The organism is Actinophytocola sp. (assembly GCF_035712165.1).
In the GTDB taxonomy this organism is placed as follows: Bacteria; Actinomycetota; Actinomycetes; order Mycobacteriales; family Pseudonocardiaceae; genus DASYTH01.
The window spans coordinates 1-2,563 of the sequence record NZ_DASTBH010000346.1 but is presented as its reverse complement, the minus strand read 5'-3'; the positions used below and the strand labels follow the sequence as shown (position 1 = coordinate 2,563).

The 2,563-nt window shown below is 69.1% G+C and carries 2 protein-coding genes; one reads left to right on the top strand and one right to left on the bottom strand.

What is annotated here, in order from left to right:
- Positions 1–1,180, top strand: a 1,180-nt coding sequence (locus tag VFO68_RS19340) for a hypothetical protein (RefSeq protein ID WP_325159727.1), incomplete at its 5' end; no start/stop codon positions are given.
- A gap of 452 nt (positions 1,181–1,632) precedes the next feature.
- Here the strand turns inward: VFO68_RS19340 and VFO68_RS19335 are convergent.
- On the bottom strand, positions 1,633–2,415 hold the full coding sequence (locus VFO68_RS19335; RefSeq protein WP_325159726.1) for a transposase family protein: 783 nt from the start codon (positions 2,413–2,415) through the stop codon (positions 1,633–1,635).
- Positions 2,416–2,563: the final 148 nt, after the last annotated feature.

Genomic DNA, 2,563 nt, shown 5'->3' with positions numbered 1-2,563 from the left:
GGCCGCCGGCGGGCAACCGGACACCGGCGGCGCGTTCATCACCGCACTGGCCGTGGGCCTGTGCGCGTGGACCGGCTACGGGTTGGGCGTGCTGCTCGGGCAGGTGACGTCCAGTCCGCGGGCGGGGACGGGGCTGACGGTGCTGCTTCTGACCGCCCTGTATCTGCTCACCAACGTTTGGGAGGATCTCGGCCCGGCCGGCGCCGTGCGCTACCTGTCGCCGTTTCACTACGCGAACTACTCCCACGCCCTCGTCCCCGGTCACGGGCTGGATGTCTGGTCGAGCTTGATCCTGCTCGCGGCGAGCCTGGCGCTGCTGGCCGCCGGCGGCTGGGTCTACCGGCGACGCGACTACGCCGCCGGGCTGTTCACCCGCCGCGCCCGCCCGGCCCGCCCGGTCGGCAACGTGCAACGCCTGGCGCTACGCGCGGTCTGGTCGGCCACCCTGCTGCGGCAACGGGTGGGCCTGCTCGGCTGGGCGCTGTCCGCCGCGGCGTACCTGGCCCTCCTCGGCTGGTTGGAGCCCGCCGTCGTCGACATGTGGGACGAGTTCTCCTACACCGACCGCATCCTCGGCGCCGACCCCGGCCACAGCGTCGCCGACCAGTACCTGGCCTTCGCCGGCCAGCTTATCGTGCCGATCGTCACCGCCTACGTCATCACCCAGGCCGCCGGCTGGGTAAGCGACCTACGCCAGGGCCGGGTCGAGTTGCTGCTCGCCGCACCGCTGTCCTGGCCCCGACTCGTCGCGCAGCGGCTGCTGGCCACCCTGGCCGGCGCCGCGGTCGTCACGGTCGTCGGCCTCGGCGGCTTGGCCGCGGCGGCCGCCGCAGCCGGCGCCGACCTCGACGGCACCGGCCTGGTGCGGCTGGCCGCCGACACGCTGCTGCTGGCCGCCGCCCTCGCCGCCGTCGCCGCACTCGTCGTGGCCTGGCTGCGCAGCACGGCCGCGGTCGGCGCCCTCGCGGTCTTCGTCGGCGCCTCCTACCTCGTGGTGTACCTCGTGCCGCTGTTCGCCTGGCCCGACTGGATCAACCGGATCTCGGTGTTCGGCGCCTACGGCAACCCCTACCTCGAAGTGCCGCCGGCCGCTGGCCTGACCGTGCTGACCGGCGTCACCGTCCTCGGCGGTATCGCCGCAGCCACGGTCGCCCACCACAGCCCGAAGGCGGCCGGATAAGGCGGCCTCTGGGACTGGACGCGTCCGGGTACCGCGCTCCGAGTAATCGACGTAGGTGGACAGCTAGTCAGCTACGACAATCGTCGGCTCGACGCTGGCCAGGAAGTGGGCAGACCCGTACGCGTGCAGCGAGTAAATCCTGACGACCCGTTCCCGGACTCAACAACGGGAAAACATGGGCAGAAAAGTTCAAGCAGCGGTTCAACGATCCTAGAAATCGCCCGTGCCGGCGGTTGTGTTCCTGAAGCGGGGTTGTATGAAAGACCCGAATGGACCCAATGAGTTAAGCACTATCGAGAGGTTGTGGCTGAGTGATAACCTGCCGATCGTCGATGGCCTTTTTCGGGCCGATGGCGCGAGTTGGTCAGTTACGCTTGACTCTCGGGCTCAGGATGGCCTTGTGGTTCAGCAGCCGTTCGAACTAGATACCTGGAGCGTTATTCAGAACTCGGTTAACTCCATACGCGGTAGATCTCCAGGCCGGTGACGGTGCGTAGGACTTCGGGGAACTCGGTGAGGCGTCCGCGCCATCCGGTGTCGAGGATCTTCCAGTTGGTCAGGTGGGCGATGGCGCGTTCGACCGCGGCCCGCAGGCTGTTGATCGAGGTGTTGCAGGCGCGTTGGACGTCGGTCAGCTCGCCCTTGGGCGGCTTGCGGGTGCCGGTGATCGCCGGGGTGCCCAGGTAGCCGAGGTCGCCGAGCATGCCTGGGCCGTCGGGTTGCAGATGGCTGGCCCACCGGTCGGCGACGCCGGACTCGGCCAACGCTTTGCTGTCGTGCCGGCCGCCGGGACAGGGCAGGCCGGTGTCGACCAGCCTGCCGGCCAGGTCGGACACGGCCTGGACGTTGAAGCCGCTGTCGTGGCGCTTGCCGGAGTACATGCCCGGCACGCCGGCGCGTTCACCGGTCGGGGCCAGGAATCCGTCGATCAGCACCGTTGATGTCGTTGAGCGTTTCGCCTGGACGCGAACCTGCCCGGCCAGCTGCGCGGTGGCTTGGCGCAGCAGCGGACGCAACCGCCGTGCTACCCGGGAGACGCTGGACTGCGAGCAGCCGAACAACTCGCCGGCCACCGCCTGGGACTCGTTACGGCGCATCAGGTACAACGCCAGCACGACCGCCCGGTACAGCCCCAGCACCCGCCGCCGGCCCTGCACCGGCTGCCACGCCCCGCCCAACAGCACGAACACCTCGCTCACCAGCTCGGCGACTTGATCGCTGGACAGTCCGGTCATAGCCTGACAGCGCGGCGGCGGCTGCCCCTCGTTGATCTCTTCTTGCCACACACTCGAAGTGATCTACTACCGGGCGGCCGCCGTCACGCGTAGTGACACCTGTGGTCTCGACCACAGTGGACCTTCAACCGGTTCTGAATAACGCTCC